6 protein-coding genes are annotated in these 17,105 nt (G+C 39.4%); 5 read left to right on the forward strand and 1 reads right to left on the reverse strand.

Annotated features, from left to right (window positions below):
- Nucleotides 1-123: 123 nt before the first annotated feature.
- Genes ACN0TV_RS07620 through ACN0TV_RS07640 form a run of 5 tightly spaced genes read left to right on the forward strand, consistent with a single transcriptional unit; the run spans nucleotide 124 to nucleotide 16,538 of the window.
- Nucleotides 124-1,254, forward strand: coding sequence for a hypothetical protein (locus ACN0TV_RS07620; protein WP_417361710.1), 1,131 nt, complete (start codon nucleotides 124-126; stop codon nucleotides 1,252-1,254).
- Between the two features lie 3 nt (nucleotides 1,255-1,257).
- The gene (locus tag ACN0TV_RS07625; RefSeq protein ID WP_417361712.1) at nucleotides 1,258-4,779 is read left to right on the forward strand and encodes a DUF6603 domain-containing protein; all 3,522 of its coding nucleotides are present in this window, start codon (nucleotides 1,258-1,260) and stop codon (nucleotides 4,777-4,779) included.
- On the forward strand, nucleotides 4,776-8,396 hold the full coding sequence (locus ACN0TV_RS07630; RefSeq protein WP_417361714.1) for a hypothetical protein: 3,621 nt from the start codon (nucleotides 4,776-4,778) through the stop codon (nucleotides 8,394-8,396). The genes ACN0TV_RS07625 and ACN0TV_RS07630 overlap by 4 nt, the downstream gene beginning before the upstream one ends.
- A gap of 20 nt (nucleotides 8,397-8,416) precedes the next feature.
- Nucleotides 8,417-14,659, forward strand: coding sequence for a coiled-coil domain-containing protein (locus ACN0TV_RS07635; RefSeq protein WP_417361716.1), 6,243 nt, complete (start codon nucleotides 8,417-8,419; stop codon nucleotides 14,657-14,659).
- A gap of 1 nt (nucleotide 14,660) precedes the next feature.
- Nucleotides 14,661-16,538: a hypothetical protein gene (locus ACN0TV_RS07640; RefSeq protein ID WP_417361717.1), complete on the forward strand. Its 1,878-nt coding sequence runs from the start codon at nucleotides 14,661-14,663 to the stop codon at nucleotides 16,536-16,538.
- Nucleotides 16,539-16,751: 213 nt separating this feature from the next.
- Here the strand turns inward: ACN0TV_RS07640 and ACN0TV_RS07645 are convergent, their stop codons facing one another.
- Nucleotides 16,752-17,054, reverse strand: a complete 303-nt coding sequence (locus ACN0TV_RS07645) for a hypothetical protein (protein WP_417361719.1) — start codon at nucleotides 17,052-17,054, stop codon at nucleotides 16,752-16,754.
- Nucleotides 17,055-17,105 lie beyond the last annotated feature (51 nt).

The following is a 17,105-nucleotide window of genomic DNA, read 5'->3' on the forward strand; positions in this document are numbered from 1 at the left end:
TTATTTTCTAAATTATTAATTTATAGTCACATATAGGTAAAATCGCCATTTTTGGGGATTGATTGTTATTTGTATTCACTGTAGCTTTAAAGGAAGAATATTTTAATTTTTAAGACCTTAATCATGGATTACGCATTTGCTCCAGGAAGAACAGGACAGGACAATAGAGTTCGTAATATGTTTAACAGAATGGACAATACTACTCTAATTAACCGTCACAGCGTAACAACAGTCCGTCAATTCATTCAGCACCTTTCTTCAAACGGAAGTGTTACTCGACCGATAGAAGATGCGCTGAATGGGGCGCATGCCAATGCGCAAGGATTCCTTTTTATTTCTATGTATCCTGGACAGCAGGGTCCAACAAGTTTTGAGACCTTAGAAGACACCATGAGTAATTCAAATCGCTCCATTGAGATTCCTGACGCTACCATTGGTCATGCGGTCGGTGATCCAATTACTCATAGTTTCCACTTCAAAGGGTGTAATATAGGTAAGGCAGTTCCTTTTCTTGAAAAATTAAAAGAGGCTTTGGGTGGAAATGTTCAGGTCTCTGCACCCAAGCATTTTCATTTTTTATCTGACCAACGAAATTTCGGAACCATAGAGGGATTAAGTTATCAATTTATCATGAGTCAACCGACTCCATTGGCCAATAGAGCAGCATTATTGACTGCATTTCAGAATTCAGGAAATTTTGAGTTTTATGATAGTTCCAATGTTCCCGATGCTAAATGGGAGGAGTGGCTTCCCTCACGAATTAGGCCCAGGGATTTAAAGCGGAGGTATAGAAAAGACAAGTACGTAAATTTAAACCTAGGTCAAACCATTGGAACACGTACAACTGTACGGTATGATATTGAGTTTCGAACTGATAAAGAACAATTTAATTATACGATAAATTTTCCCAGTACTTCTGATGTTCCAAATGGGGCAACGGCCAGAAAACAGGCACTTGAGGATTCTTTAAACAATGATCCTCAATTTGATGCCAGCCATGATTTTCCTATATATGAGCGCTGGGGGTATCACAGTTTGAATGATTTTATACAAGGTTATACTTGGGATTTTGATAAAAATGGAAGGATGTTGGTTTGCTTGGGTACACGATTTAGTTATACACTACTTCCTCCAATAGTAGAGATCAGCACGGGGGACTTTTTGTTTAATTATTACCCTGCTTCTAGCTCATCAAATGCTGCTATAACCAATGGTCTTGTAGTAACCGATAACCGATTTTTTACAGTTGTTTAAATCATGGCAGAAAACCGAGATACATTAGAACTAATTGCGGAACAACTATTGCTTGCCATAGAACCTTTGGTTAATGGCTTCTCTCACCCAGATGCGGCCAAGACACTATTGGAAGAAATGGGATGGGATTTTTCTTCAGTTCCTGCGGCATTGGATTCTTTACAAGCACCTGTTCAACAAGCCTATGATTTAGTCAATACTGATAGTTTACCCGCACAGGATACGGTTCAACAAATCATCCAATCTGTAAAAGAAGCTTTTATAACTATTGAAAACATTAAATCACAAGGAGGCCTTCCAAGTGATTTCAAAAATGAATTTCCAACGCAACTTGTTCAATACTTACTTGTAGAATACCTAGTGAATTACCAGCCGAGTACTGGATACCTGCTTTCAACTATCGGCATTATAAAAATGACCGAAGTCGCTGCTTCAGGTAGTCGATTGGCTTATACTAAAAAGGAATTCGCTTTTTCTGCCTTTGGAGATTTCTTTGATGACCCCTTAGTATTCTTTAAAGATGCATATAACTGGGGAGCATCTGAATTCAAAGATAATGAGTTGCTGCACAATATATATGGTTTGATGAATGCATGGGGCCTTGGGAGTTATGAAGAAGCCTTGGGTTTAGATACCGTGAATCAATTAATCCATGGCGCTTTACACCCTGAAAATGCTTTTGGTACAGCCTTGAAAGTTGTGTTTTTTGAAAGCAGTGTCAGCCCTATTGATTTTAATGCGGGATTTAGACTGTTTATACTTCCCGAAACTGCTTCAGATAAACCTGGCTTTGCCGTATTACCATTTGCCACTGGAGCTATTGAAGAATCCTTTGAAATAACAGATCATTTAGAATTAGGAATTGAAGGAGGGCTAGATCTAACTGGAGGATTAGGGATTATAATCAGGCCTAGTAGAGGCATTGAACTATTAACTGGTTTTGGATCTGGAACGCCTTCTTCGCTTTCTGGTCATATGCTTTTTTCCCTGGCGTTATCCAATCCCGAGGAGCCTTTTCTACTTATTGGAAAACGCGATGCTAGTCGTATGGAATTAGCTGGTGTTTCCACCAAGTTGGGAAGCAGACTTAGTGCTACGGAGAATTTTGAAATCATGACAGAGTTTGCATTGAAAGATGGTAAAATCGTTGTCAAACCCGACCCGGAAGAAACAGATGGATTCCTTTCAAAAATTTTGCCCGCAGATGGCATCACCTTAAATTTTGATTTAGGTGTAGGATTTTCATCAGAACAAGGTTTTTATTTTTCCGGTAGTACAGGATTAGAAATTGTACTTCCTGTACATATTGATTTGGGGATTTTAAAAATCGAAGGTGCTTTAATTTCACTGAGTCCCAAAATAGGAAGTGGCTCGGAGCCTTTTCGTATAGATCTTGATATGGCAACCACCTTCAAAACTGATTTTGGAGCTTTAAAGGCGGTTGTAGAAAATATTGGATTGCGGACTAAATTTATATTCCCGGATGATAATTCTGGTAATTTGGGACCTGTAGATCTATCCTTAGAACTTCGACCACCTAACGGTGTCGGATTAGCTATTAATGCCGGAGTGATAAAAGGAGGGGGGTACCTTTACTTAGATTTTGATCGGGGAGAATATGCAGGCGCATTAGAATTAGTATTTAGTGAGTGGATTGCCTTAAAGGCAATTGGGCTTATCAATACTAAAATGCCGGACGGTTCCAATGGATTTTCAATGGTCATTATCGTTACAGCTGAATTTGGATCAGGGATTCAACTCGGATACGGATTTACCTTGTTGGGTGTAGGCGGTATCTTAGGATTACATCGCATGGTAAACGTTGAACCCTTAAGAGTAGGCGTTCGTACAGGTGCAGTGGAAAGTGTTATGTTTCCTCAGGATGTTATCGCTAATGCCCCGCGAATCATCAGTGATTTACGTGCATTTTTCCCAATTAAACAAGATGCTTTCCTTGTTGGGCCTATGGCTAAAATTGGCTATGGAACTCCAACCTTGGTAAGTATTTCCATAGGTGTCATCATAGAATTCCCTGATGTGGCCATTACTATTTTAGGGGTTTTGAAGGTAGTGCTTCCGGATGAGAATGCTGAGGTGCTAAAATTACAAGTCAACTTTATAGGTCGAATTGAGCCTGCTAATAGTCAATTGTGGTTCTATGCAGAACTCTTTGATTCTAAAATCTTGTGGATCACCCTTGAGGGTGGAATGGGATTATTGGTGAATTGGGGTGACAATGCCAACTTTGTATTTAGTATTGGCGGCTTCCATCCTAAATTCAATCCACCACCACTACCTTTTGATGAACCTCCGAGATTAGCTGTGAATATCTTAGATGAATCCATGGCTAAAATTCGTGTTGAATGTTATTTTGCAGTAACCTCTAACACGGTTCAGTTCGGGGCAAGGGTAGAGCTTTTCTTTGGATTTAGCGCCCTAAGTTTGGAAGGTCATTTGGGATTTGATGCCTTGTTTCAGTTTGATCCCTTCTATTTCAGCTTTGAATTTTCAGCTGGATTATCAGTCAAAGTATTCGGCTTTGGACTCTTCAGTATTTCGATTTCGGGAATGCTTGAGGGACCTACCAAATGGCACATTAAAGGTAAGGCCAAATGGAAAATCACCTTCCTTGGACCGACCATCAAAATCGATGTTGATCATACCTGGGGAGAAGATAAACAAACGGAGTTGCCTCCAATTGAGATTTTCCCATTGATCGAAAAAGAATTTGATGCTATAACCAATTGGGTTGCAGTGCTCCCTAAAGGAAAGAGTATAACGGTTTCCTTGCGTAAGCTTGATGAGGCCGATACGAGCTCCTCTGAGCAAACGGATACCAGTACCTTGGTATTACACCCGGTGGGCAAACTTCGTATAAGTCAGCGCAAGATGCCGTTGAAACTTAAACTCGATAAGCTCGGCAATCAAAAACCATCTGATGTCAATAAACTAGCGGTTTCAGCCCAAGTAGGTGCGGGTGATACCATGACAATAATAGATGTAAAAGAAAAATTTGCTGAAGGAGAGTTTAAACAGCTCGATGAATCACAAAAATTAGGAAGTCCTGGTTTTGAGGATTATGATGGAGGGATAGAGCTTACCTCTCAAGGAGAGGAAACCAAAACTAGCATGGCGGTCAAACGTGTGATACGTTATGAAACTGTTATAATAGACTCAAATTACAAAAGACATGTATACCGCTTCTTTGATACTATCCTTCAAAGATTTAGTGTATTGAATAGACGTTTGTTCTCCCATTTTTTAAGAGGCAATAGCGTAACCCATTCCAAACTATCGGCATCCTATAGAAACCGAATTCAACCTAATAAGCTGCACATAGAAATTCAGCCTAATTTATATACCGTGGCCTATAAAAAAGACAACAGGTCAGTAGGGGTAGAGACAACCTCTTTTAGTAGCAAGGCAAGTGCAATGGATTATTTAGAGACACAAAGAAAACAGAATCCGGGAGCAGCAAATCAAATGCATGTGATCCCGAATATTGAAGTTAATATAGCGGCATGAGTGAGTTAGCAACATATACGTTCTTACCTTGGCTTAGACAAGGAATAGCCAATCAAATAAGTGGAACCACTGGTAATCGTGCGACCATTCCTATTGATTTATCCATAACTGGGGACACTGTTGAAGGAGAGGGCCAGCAAAGCAGTGTCATTTCAAAGGATATTCAGATTTATGGTCCAGGCGATATTACAGGCATCGATAGCAAAGCAATTGTAAAAGTAGAACCTCGTAATGGGATTACGAATTTTGAAACCAATTACTTACCCTATATAGAATTCTACGATGAAGATTTTCCATGGCGGTATTCGCCACTTGCTAATCCAACTACAGGATCTCACCGTTTAAAACCATGGCTTGCTCTAATTGTTTTAAAAGAATCAGAATTCACCAATGGAAAGAATATAAAAGACAAACCCCTGCCTTATATACAACTTGAAGCAGGCGCTCAGTTGCAAAGCCTAGATGAGGCATGGGCATGGGGACACGTTCATGTAAACCGCAGTTTGGTAAAGCAGGAAGATCAAATGATCGAAAATGATCAAGAATATGTGGTTAAAGAATTAGAAAAATTATTAAATAAAAACCCTGATCTAGCCTATTCTAGAATTGTTTGTCCTAGGCGATTGGAGGAAAAAGAAAGTTATTATGCCTTTTTGGTTCCGACCTTTGAGAGTGGTCGCAAAGCAGGACTAGGAGAAGATCCTTCGACGGCTTCATTTGATGAACCTGCATGGGATGTCTCTACTATTAATGGCCGTCATTTGCCTTATTACCATCGTTGGTATTTTAAAACGGGAACCGTTGGAGATTTTGAGTATTTGGTACGCCTCCTAGAACCAAAGCCAGTGGATAGTCGCGTTGGGGTCAGGGATGTGGATGTGCAAAATCCAGGTGCAAATTTAACAGGAATACAGGATGCGGATTTGAAAGGAATCTTGCGATTGGGTGGCGCCCTGAGAGTACCGGAGTCCAGCCAAAAGGATCTTGCTACGGCCAAGAAGTATGAATATTGGGCTTTTAGGGGAGACTTGTCCGATGCTGATATTTTAAATTTAGAGATTGCTACCCAGCCTTTAAACCTAACAAGCCTTCATCCATTTCAGAAAAGCATTGCGTCATTTATCAATCTTGCCGATGATTATCAAGATCAAAACGCAGCAACGGTTAATCAATTAGCAGCTATTGATCAGCAAACGGATGCGGATCCTAACAATCCGAAGGAGTACGATATAAAAAACAACCCTGATCCTATAATTACAGCTCCACTCTACGGAAGGTGGCATGCCTTAACGCAACGTTTGGTCGAACAGGGTAATGGAGATCCAATTTCCAATAATTACAATTGGGTGCATGAACTTAATCTAGACCCTAGGTGGCGGGTTTCTGCTGGAATAGGAACCAAGATTGTTCAGGAAAACCAGGAGGATTATATGAAAGCGGCATGGGAACAAATCGGAGATGTATTAACTGCTAATAAAAAAATTAGAGAAGCCCAACTTGCAAAGGTGGTATCTGAAATCTGGTATGAGAAACATTTAAAACCTATTCGAGAAAAAAGACCTGACAAATGGTTAAACCTTACCTCTCCACTACACAATAGAATCGTATCTAAGGGAGTCCATGTTTTTTATCAAGGCAGTACCAACCATTTAAAAGAGCCAACGGAGTATGTGCATACTACCATTGCTTACCAAAAAAGTGAAAGCAAGCTTACTTCGGCGGTTACCTCGGTTAATATGCGTAAACTCATGCGCCCAAGAGGTAAATTTATAAAGAGATTACCCTTTAGTGAGACTATTGGACCAGAAAACCTTCTTGAGAGAATCAATACAGGTCAGGTCAGTGCTGCACCACCAAGGGAGGTGCCAGAAGGAATTCAAAAGGTCAATGACCTCGTAGAAGCGTCTAGGGACGCAGGCATTCCGGATTTTTTAGTTGAACTTTTGGATAAGCACCCTTGGATAAAATGGGTGATACTCATCTTAGCAATTATTTTACTGTTAGCAGGTTTTGTTTTCTCACTCTCAGCAGGGGCATCGGCTACCCTTGTCGTAGTTGCAGTAGGTTTATTCTACCTCTATAGAAAGATTGATAAATGGACTAAGAATCAAGGAGCGGTCGATCAAATGATGGAAGAGAATCAAACTCCAGAGGTTATTGATCAGCTTCCTAAAAGTCCTGATTTTAGAGTATCAACACCAGAAGAGAAGTTCAAACCAACCTTTAAAGGTAGTATAGATAGCCAAGAGGGCATCCGGTTTAAAACTGCACTTAAGGAAGCCAATACCATGTATGAAGAAACAGCAAAGGCAGGAATTGTAATGGAACGACCTTCGCTGGAACTTGAAAAAATCAGTGCAACTATATATGAAAATATAGCTCCCAAACTAACCATACCACGTTGGGTATATGCGGGTGTTCTACTGCCGCGTTTTATCATCGATCAGATGAAAGAAACCTTCGTGGAGGTTATGACATATCCAAAATTTGATCTTCCCATGTATAAGCCGCTAGCTGATTATTCAGCAGAGTTATTCTTACCGAATATCAATTTTATTGATCAGAACAGCATCTCTCTTTTGGAAACCAATCAAAAGTTTATTGAATCTTATATGGTTGGACTTAATCACGAGTTTTCTCGGGAGTTGTTATGGAGAGAATACCTAACTGATCAACGCGGAAGCTATTTCAGACAATTCTGGGAAGTTAATGGTTTACTAGATCGGATCCCTTTGTCAGTGGCTACATTAAAAAGCCGGTATAAAAAAGTGATTGACGATCGATATATAGCGGATCTTCAAGAAATCTATGAACTATTGAATGATACTAGTGTAACTCATGATGAAGATTTCTTGCAAAAAGCCCATGACAAGATTTTTAAAGAAGAATTAAAGGATATCAAACCACTTCATTATTGGAGCAAATCGTCAAGACTAGGGGAGCATGATAACCGAGAATTACCTGGGGAGACCGAAGAAGAATTAGTCTTGGTTATCCGCGGTGAATTATTGAAAAAATACCCAACTGCTGTGATTTATGCTCATCGGGCGCAGTGGCAAACAAAAGAAGTAAATGGTGAAACCGTGATCGATAATACCCAAGAAAGAACTTTGGTTGAACTCAACCTTAACGATGGGGATACACTACCGCCAGATAAGATTAAGTCTCCATTATATGAGGCAAAGGTAGATCCCGACATATATTTCTTTGGTTTTGATCTAACTACTGTAGATGCCAAGGGCGGAGATGGTAGCAGTCCTGAGGATGATCCTGGTTGGTTCTTTGTTATCAAAGAACGTCCTGGGGAACCACGATTTGGTTTGGACATCAAAGAGACAACAAGCCTGGAAAACGACAAAATCGAATTGTGGAATGATTTGAGTTGGAGTGATTTGAAACCTGAGGTACCAAAAGGAGGATTCATCCGTATTGACTCCAGCCCAATGATTACAGCCAATCAAACCTTGGAGACAGATGATCAAGAAAAAGAAGTGCAACAAGATGATGACCAGCAGGTGAATTGGAGTAGTGATATGAATGCTGCAGAGCTGGCCTATATACTTTATCAGGTCCCAGTTTTAGTAGCTGTACACGCCTCTGAGATGTTAGTTGATTAACTTAATAATGGAATTGGAAAATGGGTCAATTTAAAGAAATACAGCAGCAGTTAAACCAAGCGAAAAAAGAAAAGCGAAGTGCCCAAAATGAGGTGTTCCTATTTCAGGAAAAACTTAAGCAGTTGGAATCAAAAAAACAGCGCCTTTCCAGAGCCACTAGGGATCAAAGCAGTGCAATGGCAGAAATTACTGCGGCCCAGGAGGCGATTCAAAGGCAAATTGTCCAAGGCGAGAGAGCTGTCAATAAGCTTGATATAGATGAGGCTAATTTTACAGACAGATTCCTGCCCTATACTGACCCTAGAGAACATATTGATAAATTAACTGATCAGCAGCCTGTTTTATTAGCTCCAGTTCGATTAGAGACTCGTTTTAAAAAAGTTACAGTGGATAATGCATTGTCCCACCAACTTTGGGTGCGTGTTTTCCCCGATGAATGTTCCATAGATACCTTTGAAGACGTTCCTTCAGAATCAGAAATTAAAAAAACAAAAGCGTATTGGGCATCAGTTTGGTCAGCAGGAACCTCTGATGATGAACTGCTTAAAAGTCAAATTAGGGCTCGACAGCGAGCTGCATGGAAAACCTTAGGCGGAAGTGTTCAGTCTGGAAGAGCATATTGGTTAATTGCGTATTACAAACCACTCAATATTTCGCAGTTACCTGTGCGGAATAATCAAAGCAGTGTGATTTTGAGCATCTTGACAGAAGGTGAAGCTGTTAGTAAGGAAGCCGTCGCCGATTACTGGAAGTCGTATTGGATGGCTCAAGATAATCAGCAACAGATCATAGGTGCCTTTGAAGATTTGGCTTTAGCAGTTGGTGGGGATGATAAGGCCAGGGAGCTCCTTGGCCAATATGAGCCTTCTAACTTAAAATCTGCTTTACCACCAACTGTTAAAGTTTGGTATGTCAAAGAGGAAAATGAAGGATCTATTCGGTCAGCTGGTACTAATGAAGTTATCCTAAAGATTCTATTAAGGGGTAAATCAGTACCCCAAGAGAAAGCCGCATTGTCTCAGTATTGGATTTCGTTCTGGAACGCCAATGGAGACCCTCAAGAACAGACAAAGGCACGGGCTACATTAATCGATAAAGTGGGTAGTGAAACTAGGGCAATTAACCTAATCTCGGACTATGCTCCCTCAAACTTAAACGAATTTCCTTTTCCTGAAATTACGGTTAGCTTTTTACAAATGCCTAAAATGGAAGAGATTGATACCACACAATCTACATGGTCTCATCCAGCTAGAGTCAATAGTTTCCCAGAGCGTTTTGTTCTTATAGGTTATAAAGGAGAGGATAATGCCGGGAGGCCTTTAGAGGTCCTCAATGAAATAGGTTCTTCAATTCCTGATCCACTTATCATAGGTCCAAATCCTTCTATAGATTCAGCTGTACTTCTAAAAGAATTATTGGTCTCAGATTTTCTTGCCCTAACCACAACTGCCGAAAAGGAAAACACCTTAGAAGAATTCTATGAGAACTCCAGTGATGAGGTTAAACGCAGTGGAACTAAAACAGATTTTATCAATAATTTCCTTTCCCAAGGCGATACGGAGATACAAAATCGACTCGAAGTTATTTTTGATCAGCTTCGAGATGATGTAAAGGCTGCAATGTATGTGGAATACTTATGTCAGCGTTCAGAGACTAAATGGCTATTTGATTTTAACAGCGCCCTTGAGGTGGGTATGGCATTTAAAATAAACATCTCAAAAGAGGTTTACGAAAATGGTTTTGACCGTTTGTTTGTTTTAGGGGTTAAATTGGGAGCAGATGCGGTTGAAGGGCAGAGGATATTGGAAGACTTGTTTACGCATCATCATTATGGTAATAGTGGTTTCTCTATTGTCTCCCAAGGAACTCCTACAAATAATACCGAGGAAGAGAAATCTGGTTTTTCTGAAGAGGAAGACATAGATGAAACTTTTGAAAGGTATTTTCCGAATACAACGAAAGAGGACCCTCTTGAAAATTTAACTAAAAGAGATGGAAGGTGGCTCACTGAAATGCTGGGAATAGACCCAGACAAGTCTTCTTTAAGGCTGGCTAAGAACTATTACAACACGGATCAGTGCGAGGCAAGGGCCATCAATACGGCCTTGTTCAATACCACCTTGGGTTATTTTATGGAGAGTATGATCACTCCGGTGGTTGCAAATGAAGATATAAAGTTGGTTAAATCATTTTTTACGGAGTATGTAAGTGGTCGGGGTGGACTTCCAGCGATCAGAATAGGGGACCAGCCTTATGGAATCTTACCGATTAGTTCAATAAAAGCTAAAAATTGGATATACCGCCGTGAAAATAATCCCGTACTAAATAGTAAGTACGAAGACCTTATAAGTACTCTTCAAGACTTTTACCAACTTTTATTAAAAGTAAGACAGGATTTTGATCAATTGACAGATTCGGTTGCCTATGTAGGTAAACAAGGAGATGCACACAAAATCTTATTAAAGGTTTTGGGACTACACGCCACTTCAGTGGAATACGATAGTCGTACGGCCCAAAGCTTTCTACATATATTTAACCGCGCAAAACTTTCTGGCGCATTAGCTGAGTTTATTGCGATACTAATTGAAGGTTTTTACAAACAGCGTGGGCAGGATTTATTGGCCGAGTTAGGTTATTCTCCTGAGCAAGAGGCGGTATTGGTGCCTATACTTGAAAAGTTCTTTTTTACCAAAGCAAACCGCTTGGATAAAGAGCTTATCGATGATCAGCCCCTATCGGAAACTAAACCAATTCGGGGATATACTGCTCTAGAGAATCCAGGGGATACTAGTGAGAATTATATCCAATGGCTTATTGAAAACGCAAGGAATAATTTTGACAATATTAAACAACAAAAAGGCTTTGAAGATAATAAGAAACCAAATACACTACTGTATCAATTGCTTCGGCAGGCCATTATTCTAGGCTATTCGGAAACGGGATTTGAGCTTTATAAGAATGCACAACTTTTAACTCCGACTCAAATTCAGGCCGCTAAAATTGACAAAGATTTTATTGGAATTAAAATGGAAGCTGATGGGTTTGAAAATAGATGGAATTATTTGGATATCAAAGTGGATCAAATCACCAATGAAGACCTTTCAGTAGGTAATTATATTACAAAGTTACTTCTAGATCATACAAATTTAAACCAGACGGTTCACCTTAGAGAAATACTTCATGCACTGGAGCATTTAAAAGATGTACCTACGGCCAGATTAGAGCGATTATTTACGGAGCATTTGGATTGTTGCAGTTACCGACTCGACGCCTGGTTGTTAGGCACTATTCGAATGCAACTTGATTTAATGCGTCATAATACGACTTCAAATAATAACTTGGGTTACAATACTGGAATTTATATGGGGGCCTATGGATGTGTTGAAAACCTACGGCCAGATGATGAGGTTTTAAGTCCAGTTGATTTGCCCCATGACTTAAAGTCAATTTTTGATCCAGATAATAATCTTGAAATTCTAAAGGATAACAATAACGGTGGCTATATTCATGCTCCATCAATTAATCAATCTATTACAGCCTCTGTGTTGAGAAATGCATATATATCTAATGCTTCTAAAGACAATCCAGAGACCTATAAAATCAATTTATCATCTGAGCGTGTCCGTATGGCGCTTTCGATAATTGAAGGCATGCAACATGGACAGAGTCTTGGAGCTTTGCTAGGATATCAGTTAGAAAGAACATTACATGAGACTTCCGATCAAGAATTGGATGTTTATATCTATGAATTAAGAAAGGTCTTTCCACTAATTGCTAATCAAAATAAGGAGACTGATCTAGCGAATGGTGAAGAATTTGAACAGGATAAAGCGGTGACAAAAATGGAAGCTCGGAATGTGGTTAATGGACTTGCGCTAGTGAATCACATTCTAGAAACAAAAGAGCATAATTATCCATTTGGATTCCCAATTGGGCAAGGCTTAAAAAAACTAAAACAAGCAGATCCCCAGCAACGGGAAGCCATAGATAAGGCTGTAGATTACATACTGAATATAAATGATGCGCTTGCTGATTTGGCAACAGCAGAAGGAGTACATCAAGTCGTCCAATCTAATTATGATCGTGCTTCCGGTACCTTGGATACCTATAGCAAAGGTAGTTTTCCACAGGTTCCAGAGGTGACACGAACACCTAGGAGTGGGGTTGCCTTATCACATAGAGTTGGCATTCATTTAAAATCAGGTGTGGTTCCTAATAGCAATAGTAATCCTAGGGTTCTAGCTGAACCAGCTATTGATGATTTCATCGGTCACATAATGCCGAACTTGCTTGATGTCGCTTGTAGAGTGGTACTTACCACACCATCATATGGCCAAGACGGTGTTAGTCCTATTGTAGAGCAGCGCGTCTTAAGTCTTCAGGATCTTGAACTTTCACCGATCGATATACTTTATATGGTCGATTTGGATCAATCCAAAAGTCTGACTTCTCTTGATGATTGCATTTTGAAACACATTCATGCTCAAATTCCAAATTTAAGGCCAGACACGGCTTTTGAAATTCAGTACACTGGTACTATTTCAGGTAAAAAGAGCATTTTTGAAATCAGTTCATTAGTAAAGAGTTTACAGCATTTAATACAAGAGAGTCGTCCTTTAAAATGTTCTGACCTGCAGTTGGCTAATGAGACAGTACCTGATAGCAATACTAACCTTGCCATAGATAAGAGTAGGGTGGAAACCACTTTTGATAAATTTTTAGATGCCTTTGTAGATAAAACAGACCTTGATAGTGGTCTGAGTTTGAATACCAACCCCATTATGGCCAACTTTGATAATGAATTCATTTTCGATGAAACGGTGCCTTTTGACACCTTGGTTGGGCAATTGGATAGCTTCAATGTTGCATTCGTAGATCAGTTAGCTGAGCTCAATAAATTTGGAATTCTCGAAGCTGGATTTGGTTTTGTTTACGATAGAAAAGCGAACATCTATGGAGCTATTTATCAAAAGGTGTTGGATTACACGAATCGATGGGCGAAAAGTCTTGAAGAATTTGATGCACTGATTACCGAGTCACAGACCCCGACCTTAAACGATCAGGATAAAACAGCGATACTTCTCAAGGCTGAACGAAAAATTTCAACTTTGTATACCGTTCAACTTCCGACAGCTCCGGACCCTATGGATCCTATAGGGAATTTTGAAAAACTTTTAGAAAAGAAAAGGGCGCTGTTTCATGTGAAATCAGAGCAGATTAGAACGGTGTTTCTCAATAATAGTCATCCGACTTATCAGGATGTTATCAATGCCTTGATAACTGTAAAAGAGGGTAAGATCACAGATCCAGATACCGCTCTAGATGTAGATGGAGCTTTAGGGGTGTTTGATCTGGTAGAGTTGGATACTATAGCAGAGGAAAGAGAAATTGTTATATTGGCTGAGGATATGGTTCGACAACTTGTTAAACTTAATTCGCTTTTGATTACAAAAGCCAAAGCAGTACAAAAATTAGTAGCAGATCACGATGTTGAAGCCAGTCCATCCAAGAGGGTAGATATACTTACTGAGGCTTTACAGCTATTATTCGGAGCGAACTTTAAGGTTATTCCTGAGTTTGAACATAAGGAGGCTTACAAAACCGAAATTCAAAAATCCTTTGATGATAAAGATCAACTCCTCAGTTTTCAACTAAGTAAAGATCATGTAGACTTCCCAGTTGATGATTGGCTTTATGGAGTGTCAAGGGTGAGAGAGAGAATGAATAATTGGGAAAGTGTAGTACTATTGGCTGAGAGTATCAATGGTGTTGAATTAGAGCTGTCTCCTTTGCAATTCCCTTATCAAGAAAATGATAGTTGGCTAGCCCTAGATTATCCTACAGCGCATGAAATTGAGTCGGATAAATTATTATATACCGCTTATTTTAGAACATTTGACATCAATCAAAAGCAATGTGGTTTGATCATCGATGAATGGTCTGAAGTGATCCCCACCAAAGAGGAAACTACAGGGTTGAGTTTTCAGTATGATCAGCCAAATACAGAGCCACCACAGGCTATGCTTTTGGTAACTCCGAGTGTCTTTAATGGGCAATGGGATTGGAATGACCTCGTAGGATCTTTACATGAGACTTTGGATATGGCAAAATTGAGAGCTTTGGAACCTGAGCACATCGAAAAATCAGCTTATGCTCAGTTCTTACCAGCTACCATTTCTGCAGTTACACGACATCAGCTGATGACTTTTTCTGTGAATTTAGTGCAGAACACAAATTTGATAATTCAGTCTAATAACAATTGATATGCCAGAGATAGCACCATTTATAAGACAGGCGATTAAAGTAAATAAGATACAGTATTTACCGACCATTACTTCATGGAATCGTATCGAAGGGAGGCCACGTAAAGAAAATTTTGAGAGGGCGTTAAAAGCTGAAGTTAGGGATGCGCTTTGGATGATTTCCAAACAGTGGCAAACTGGGGAGTTTCAGGGAGAAGATGCTGCCTCTGCAATTATGGCCAAAGTGCATATTACAACTACAGCACTTAATAAATTTCAGGCTGAAAATGGATTGGTGGATGTCTTTGATGATGGTCAAATACCCTTGGAGGCAAAAGTAGAGCATCAGTCGATTCCATTTCAATCAGGCTCTCAAGAAATGTCTTTGGACTTACGAGTAATGATTGGAAGGCATTGGTTAAAGTTACTTCGTAGGCATAGTTTAAGCGCTCTGCAAAATCTTAAAAACAAATATCTTATAGCATATGGATTTGAAAACCCAAATCCTACTTTGGAGGAGGATAGTCAACTATGTGCACATATTGAGGTCTGGCAACAATTTGCAGCTGCAGCGAATGGAGATTCAATGGATGGGTATAAACTTTATCAGGATATAAAATCAACTGGAGATACGATAAGTGAAGCTTCTTTAAGTGCTACGGATTTAGATGAGTTAAACACCTTAAGAAATCGATTTGTTGTGTGGTTTGAATTATTATTTTATCAACCCATAGAACAAAAGAATAAAGCATGGAAGCCGTCAAGTTTAGAATATCAATTTGCGTGTTCAGCTCCCAAAAATGGAGGGGAAAAAGTTTTTATTGCTGATGAGTATTACCACGGTCATTTAGATTGGTATAATCTAGATATACATAACAGCAAAAAGCAATTATCGTTTACCGAGGAAGAACCTTTAGAGAAATCGGTTGAGAAGTCCTTTACGCTTTCTTTTTTACCAACTCCAGTTCACTTACCAGGTATGCCGAATAATCGCTGGTGGACCTTCGAGGATTGGAAGACAGATCTGGGTAAAATCAATCCCAATACTACTGATATTAATCAATTAATGCTTTTGGATTTTGGTTTGAATTATGCTGAAGATTGGCTGCTATTCCCATTTACACTTCCAGTAGGAAGTATTGCGAAAGTTGGCGGTTTGATGGTCACCAATAGTTTTGGCGAAAAAATCTGGGTGGAATCAGCCGGTAGAGGTTCTGATGAGCAATGGAACCGATGGAGTATGTTTAAACACAATATCAGAGGAGATCAGAATGTACCTGCGGATCTAAGTTTATTACTAGTGCCATCTGCACCAAAAATACTGGAAGGAAAACCCTTAGAGGAAGCTTATATGTTAAGGGATGAAATCGCCAATATGGTTTGGGGAGTAGAATCTTTGGTGCCACTCGCCTCAGGAAAAAGTAAGAGAGGAAAAGAAGCGGCATCAGAACTTAGATCAAAATACGAACAATTTATAACCTTATTAGCTGAGGCTCCCTCTATAGACAACGAGGCTAAAATACGTTATCAAATCATGAATAGTGTTCCTGAAAATTGGATTCCATTTATCCCTATACATAAAGATGCCTCCCAAAGAGAAATTCAGCTTCAACGTGCTGCCATGCCGCGTATTTTTGAAGGTACGGATCCCAATATTCCGCCTACAAAAGTTGAACCTAGAACATCTATTCTAAGAGAAGGACTAGATAATCCAACTCCAGAGGCATATTATATCCATGAAGAAGAAATTCCAAGAGCTGGAATTCGAGTACATAAATCCTTTCAACGTACGCGTTGGTATAATGGAAGAGTAGTGACCTGGGTTGGCTTTAGAAAACAAGTCGGAAGGGGAGAAGGACATAGTGGTTTATCCTTTGACCAAGCAGTAAGTAAAAAATGAATCCTTGTGAAAACGCTGTTCCGAAAAGGAGGCGATAATTAATACTGTAGTTGTTTTTTAACTAAAAATCGCGAAATTATCCCTCTATAATCTATGATTTAGAGCGTAGATGAAAGTAATCACTTATTTTAAATTACCAAGCGAATTTTATGAAAAAAGAAGCTGATGCAGCTTTGGATAAAGTTGTTGATTTTTAGTTCTCTTTATTCTTTTTCAGGAGGTAAAAATCAAACTATATTGGGATTGAATATCTTCAATTTCTCTTTTAGTAAGCATTGAGAATTCTTTCGCTTTTGCCCGTTTAGAGAATTTACCATTGTTTTGCTCCAAAAAGCGTACTAATAATGACACCATATCATCAGGCATTTCATATATGTTGTCAATATAATATTTAAACTCTTCGTATTTGGTCAAATAATCAACTTCTTGAGGAATGATATTTTCAATGGTGTCCTTGACACAACCATATAAAAACTCTGCGTGTGCACCTGACTTCGACACTTTTTTTGACCCCATTTTGTAATTACTGAAAAATCAGCATGTTGCGTATTTTGCGTCACCAATTAG

It is taken from the genome of Galbibacter sp. (assembly GCF_048266365.1).
In the GTDB taxonomy this organism is placed as follows: Bacteria; Bacteroidota; Bacteroidia; order Flavobacteriales; family Flavobacteriaceae; genus Galbibacter.

Bases quoted from the DNA above. Each gene is read 5' to 3' on its own strand.
- ACN0TV_RS07635 (WP_417361716.1), top strand. From the start codon at position 8,417: ATGGGTCAATTTAAAGAAATACAGCAGCAGTTAAACCAAGCGAAAAAA.
- ACN0TV_RS07645 (WP_417361719.1), bottom strand. From the start codon at position 17,054: ATGGGGTCAAAAAAAGTGTCGAAGTCAGGTGCACACGCAGAGTTTTTA.
- ACN0TV_RS07620 (WP_417361710.1), top strand. From the start codon at position 124: ATGGATTACGCATTTGCTCCAGGAAGAACAGGACAGGACAATAGAGTT.
- ACN0TV_RS07640 (WP_417361717.1), top strand. From the start codon at position 14,661: ATGCCAGAGATAGCACCATTTATAAGACAGGCGATTAAAGTAAATAAG.
- ACN0TV_RS07630 (WP_417361714.1), top strand. From the start codon at position 4,776: ATGAGTGAGTTAGCAACATATACGTTCTTACCTTGGCTTAGACAAGGA.
- ACN0TV_RS07625 (WP_417361712.1), top strand. From the start codon at position 1,258: ATGGCAGAAAACCGAGATACATTAGAACTAATTGCGGAACAACTATTG.